The sequence below is a fragment of the Nitrosomonas sp. ANs5 genome, assembly GCF_050584665.1.
Lineage (GTDB): Bacteria > Pseudomonadota > Gammaproteobacteria > Burkholderiales > Nitrosomonadaceae > Nitrosomonas.
Genome location: NZ_JBEUDO010000097.1, coordinates 1 through 4016, shown reverse-complemented (window position 1 = coordinate 4016; position 4016 = coordinate 1). Strand labels below are relative to the sequence as shown.

6 protein-coding genes are annotated in these 4016 nt (G+C 49.8%); all 6 read left to right on the top strand.

Annotated features, from left to right (window positions below; genetic code table 11):
* Positions 1-40: 40 nt before the first annotated feature.
* The 6 genes from ABTW62_RS13495 to ABTW62_RS13470 all read left to right on the top strand — a co-directional run bounded on the left by ABTW62_RS13495 (position 41) and on the right by ABTW62_RS13470 (position 3543).
* On the top strand, positions 41-1138 hold the full coding sequence (locus ABTW62_RS13495; protein ID WP_430905096.1) for a tryptophan 2,3-dioxygenase family protein: 1098 nt from the start codon (positions 41-43) through the stop codon (positions 1136-1138).
* Positions 1119-1559 carry a hypothetical protein gene (locus tag ABTW62_RS13490; RefSeq protein WP_430905095.1) on the top strand — a complete coding sequence of 147 codons (441 nt, stop codon included), beginning with the start codon at positions 1119-1121 and terminating at the stop codon, positions 1557-1559. The genes ABTW62_RS13495 and ABTW62_RS13490 overlap by 20 nt, the downstream gene beginning before the upstream one ends.
* On the top strand, positions 1556-2320 hold the full coding sequence (locus tag ABTW62_RS13485; protein WP_430905094.1) for a hypothetical protein: 765 nt from the start codon (positions 1556-1558) through the stop codon (positions 2318-2320). Before ABTW62_RS13490 ends, ABTW62_RS13485 begins: the two co-directional genes overlap by 4 nt.
* A gap of 110 nt (positions 2321-2430) precedes the next feature.
* Positions 2431-2670, top strand: a complete 240-nt coding sequence (locus ABTW62_RS13480; RefSeq protein ID WP_430905093.1) for a hypothetical protein — start codon at positions 2431-2433, stop codon at positions 2668-2670.
* Positions 2671-3137: 467 nt separating this feature from the next.
* Positions 3138-3356, top strand: a complete 219-nt coding sequence (locus ABTW62_RS13475) for a type II toxin-antitoxin system HicB family antitoxin (RefSeq protein WP_430905092.1) — start codon at positions 3138-3140, stop codon at positions 3354-3356.
* Position 3357: 1 nt separating this feature from the next.
* Complete coding sequence (locus tag ABTW62_RS13470) at positions 3358-3543, top strand: type II toxin-antitoxin system HicA family toxin (protein WP_430905091.1); 186 nt, start codon at positions 3358-3360, stop codon at positions 3541-3543.
* Positions 3544-4016: the final 473 nt, after the last annotated feature.

Here is a 4016-nt window from a genome sequence, read left to right as displayed (position 1 = left end):
TTCATGCACCGATTGATCAACTTTTTAGGTAAGGGCTCGTATGAAGATCCATCCTCCCCTCTACTACCGCGACTACCTGCAACTGCCTAAAATCCTGAATGCTCAGGTGCCTGAAAGCGCGAAATACGGCAATGAGGTTCACGATGAAACGCTGTTCATCATAGTTCACCAAACTTATGAGCTCTGGTTCAAGCAAATTTTGCATGAACTCGATTCCATTCGCCAGTTGATGGCCGGTGACTTTGTGCCGTCCACTGATCTTTATGTCATTCAAGCGCGTCTGGAAAGAGTGACGACCATTCAGCAGGTTTTAATTGATCAGATTCAGGTCATGGAGACAATGACGACCCTGGACTTCATGGAATTCAGGGATTATCTGGTGCCGGCTTCTGGTTTCCAGAGTGTGCAGTTTCGCCTGGTGGAGGCATTATTGGGTATCAAGCCCGAGCATCGGATGGAGATTGAGAGGCAATTCATTAATTCTCGTCTCAAACCTGAAGATAGGGAAATGCTGGAAGCAGCGGAAAATAAAGTCAGTATTTTTGAGTTAATCGAGACATGGCTTGCACGCATCCCTTTTTCCGTATTTAAAGGCTATGATTTCTGGGGCGAGTATTCCTTGGCGGTCCATAAGATGCTCGATCAGGACTATCAAATTATCCTGAACAACCCGAGTCTGGGTGAGTCTTTACGGGAGATTGAGCTGAAGAACCTGGAAACGACGCGCGAGACTTTCGCGACGCTATTGGACGCTGATAAATTTGCCGAACAGCGGGTGCAGGGCAGCGTCAGGTTGTCGCAGAAGGCGATGCTATCTGCTGTGTTCATTTTTCTCTACCGTGATTATCCGGCGCTTCAGATGCCTTTCAAAATTCTCAGCTCCCTGGTTGAAATCGACGAGAAGTTCACCACTTGGCGTTTTCGCCACGCGCTCATGGTGCACAGAATACTCGGCACTAAAATCGGAACCGGCGGTTCTTCCGGACATCAATATTTAAGGACGACGACGGAAAGAAATCGTGTTTTTATTGATTTATTCAATCTGGCGACTTTTCTCATACCCAAGTCCATAGCACCAAGATTGCCTGAATTTGTCAAAAATCAGTTGGACATCGTCTATGATGCTTTCCAATCCTAAGCGGTTTTACAGCCGATTTTTAGAAGGTCATGTTGGCAAATTGCATTTCCGTGCCCACTCGCATCACTTCTGGCCCGATGTCAGCCGCGAGGCCCAAATCGCTTATTGGGACGACTGTGCCACGCTCGGCGATGAAAAATGGGACAGGATTTTTTCCGAGACAATTCCTAAAATCCAAGACCATATCGCAAGAATTCTGGGGCTGGCAGATGCCAGGCAAATTGCGTTGGCGCCCAATACCCATGAGCTTTCTACACGTTTACTCTCACTTTTCCTGGGCAGAGGTGGTTTGAGAATCCTTACCACAACCAATGAATTCCATTCCTGGCGCCGGCAGTTTTTCAGGTTAAAAGAAATTCCCGAGATCAAAATCCATCAGGTGGATGCGGCCAGCTTTCCCATGACCGGGACACTTTTTTGAATGACATGCAAACCGAGCTTGCCAAGAACTATGACATGGTTTTTCTGAGCCAGGTTTTCTTTGATTCCGGTGCAGCCTTGACGGATGGTGATATTGAGTCGCTGGTGGCAACAACGCCAGATTCTACACTCTTTGTCATTGATGGTTACCACGGCTTTGCGGCTATTCCCTGTAGCTTGTCTAAACTGGAAGGACGTCTTTTCTATCTGGGCGGTGGGTACAAATATGGGCAGGGTGGTGAGGGTGTGGGTTTTATGGTAGTGCCAAAAGGGAATTGGCGTCCGGCCTATACGGGCTGGTATGCAGAATACGCACGGCTATCCAGGCCGGTTGGTAAAGAAGTCAGCTACCCTGGAGATGCCATGGCGTTCATGGGCTCGACGCAGGACCCGAGTGGTTTTTATCGTTTTAATGCCGTTTGGGATTTGTTTGGTTTGGAAGGTATCGATATTCAGGACATTCATAGTTATGTCGTGGGACTGCAATGTGCCTTTCTTGACAATCTCCCCCAGAGTTTTGTACAGAATTGGTCGCTGACGCCTTTGTTTGACCCGGCCCTGGCTTGGCACGGGCATTTCTTGACTTTCGAAGCATCGTCGTTAGAGATTGCCGAGAAATGCCTGCAAACTTTGCACAATAATGACATTTTAATCGACCGCCGAGGTGCTCGGTTGAGGTTCGGTTTCGGACTTTACCAGGATCAAGCTGATGTGATCGAGCTTTGCAAGCGTCTTAAGGAGCTAGCGGGATCATCTCAATGATTTGCGAAATTTTCCTCAGAAAAAGAACTCCGGGGTCAGCAGCGGCCTTACGTTTGACATTCTTAAAACCATGGCTAGACCTCTACGATTAGCCTTTGCGGGCGCCCTGTATGTATCATGTGACTTCGAGAGGCGACAGGCGCGAGGACATCTATCTGGATGATGACAGGGCAGCTGGGCTGGCCGTTATCGGCGATGTCTGCGCCCACTTCAACTGGATCGTGCGTGCCTATTGTCTGATCTGGGGACTGTGCGCGCCATGCATACCTCGACACGCCGAAAAGCGATCGGCCAATGTCACGACACGAGGCAAAGGAGTTTGCTCATCGGATCGCACTGCGATGGCTTGACAGTGTACGAGGTGAGATTGCCTACAGTAATCGTAATGGCACCGCAATGCCGCCTAACGAATAAATCCAGCCGACGCGAAAACCGTGCGGATGATTTGTGGCGTTAAATGCTATGAAAGGGGCCGTCCCATTGATCAACATACAAAATAACTGCGCAGGATCTGCTTGTGGTCATATATCTAAGCTAGAAGAAAAGTCGCGCCATGATGGGGATTGTGAGGTTGGATGACGCGACTACCGCAGTTTTCGTCGCAAACAGCTATTACATCTATCTGAATTCAAGTTCATTAGGCCCCCTGCATCAACTTATGGAGCAGTTCGAGAAATTACAAAAAGCCTTAGATTGCTTGTCGTTACGGGTATTGCACGCGGACTCGCTGTGCTCGCCGACGAACACAACGTGAGGCCCAGTGCTTGCTCACTTGGTGCGCTAAACTATAACTACTTGTACTTTTAAAGGAAATAGCATGCAACTAACAGCAGTTTTTCAGAAAGTTCCGGAAGGCTATATTGGTTTCGTAGAAGAATTGCCGGGAGCTAATACGCAAGGTGCCACGTTAGAGGAAACCAAGGCAAATTTGCGTGAAGCCATTGCATTGGTCTTAGAAGCAAATCGTACCCTGGCTGAAGAGTCGATACAGAATCAAGACGTGATACGAGAGCCATTTGATTTAGCTGCTTTATGACATGAAGCGGCGTGATTTAATCCGGCACCTGGAGAAACATGGCTGCGAACTTTTACGGGAGGGCGGCAACCATTCCGTTTATTTAAATCGAATGATACAAGCAGTGTCAACCGTGCCGAGACATCGCGAGATCAATGAGTTCTTGGCAAGGCGCATTTGCCGAGATTTACAGGTTCCACTACCGTGAAGGCTGTTGAGTTCCGAAATGGCCGCTTTGGAGCGGGCCGATGGTTTCAAGACGCCAGCAGGCAACAGTTTCACCAGCGCATTGGCGAGCCGGTGGAATCCACCCGGGATTAGATAGCCGCGTCGAGCCTGACATTGCGAATGCACGGTAACCAAGGAGGCCCGGACATCGGCGCTTGAAGTATTGGGCGCACCCTCAGACAAGCCTAAACAGCGAGGAAGAGGGTGGAGGTGGCCGGGAGTCGGAGGTGCCCATATGAGTGTTGAGCGCGGGTAACGCCGTGGGAGCAAAGGGGCACCGGTTTGAGATAATGGACAGGGGAAACATGCCCCGACACCGAGCGGACTCTGAGCATGGCCACTGAACTTGTTCGTTTCACGCAATGGGCGAGGGAAGACCTCTGCCCTACCCAGAGCGGATGACTCAGACTGGGAGCCGGATGGCGTAACGTTCCAAGTCCGGTTCTGCGAGGG

Bases quoted from the DNA above. Each gene is read 5' to 3' on its own strand.
- ABTW62_RS13495 (WP_430905096.1), top strand. From the start codon at position 41: ATGAAGATCCATCCTCCCCTCTACTACCGCGACTACCTGCAACTGCCT.
- ABTW62_RS13490 (WP_430905095.1), top strand. From the start codon at position 1,119: ATGATGCTTTCCAATCCTAAGCGGTTTTACAGCCGATTTTTAGAAGGT.
- ABTW62_RS13480 (WP_430905093.1), top strand. From the start codon at position 2,431: ATGTATCATGTGACTTCGAGAGGCGACAGGCGCGAGGACATCTATCTG.
- ABTW62_RS13475 (WP_430905092.1), top strand. From the start codon at position 3,138: ATGCAACTAACAGCAGTTTTTCAGAAAGTTCCGGAAGGCTATATTGGT.
- ABTW62_RS13470 (WP_430905091.1), top strand. From the start codon at position 3,358: ATGAAGCGGCGTGATTTAATCCGGCACCTGGAGAAACATGGCTGCGAA.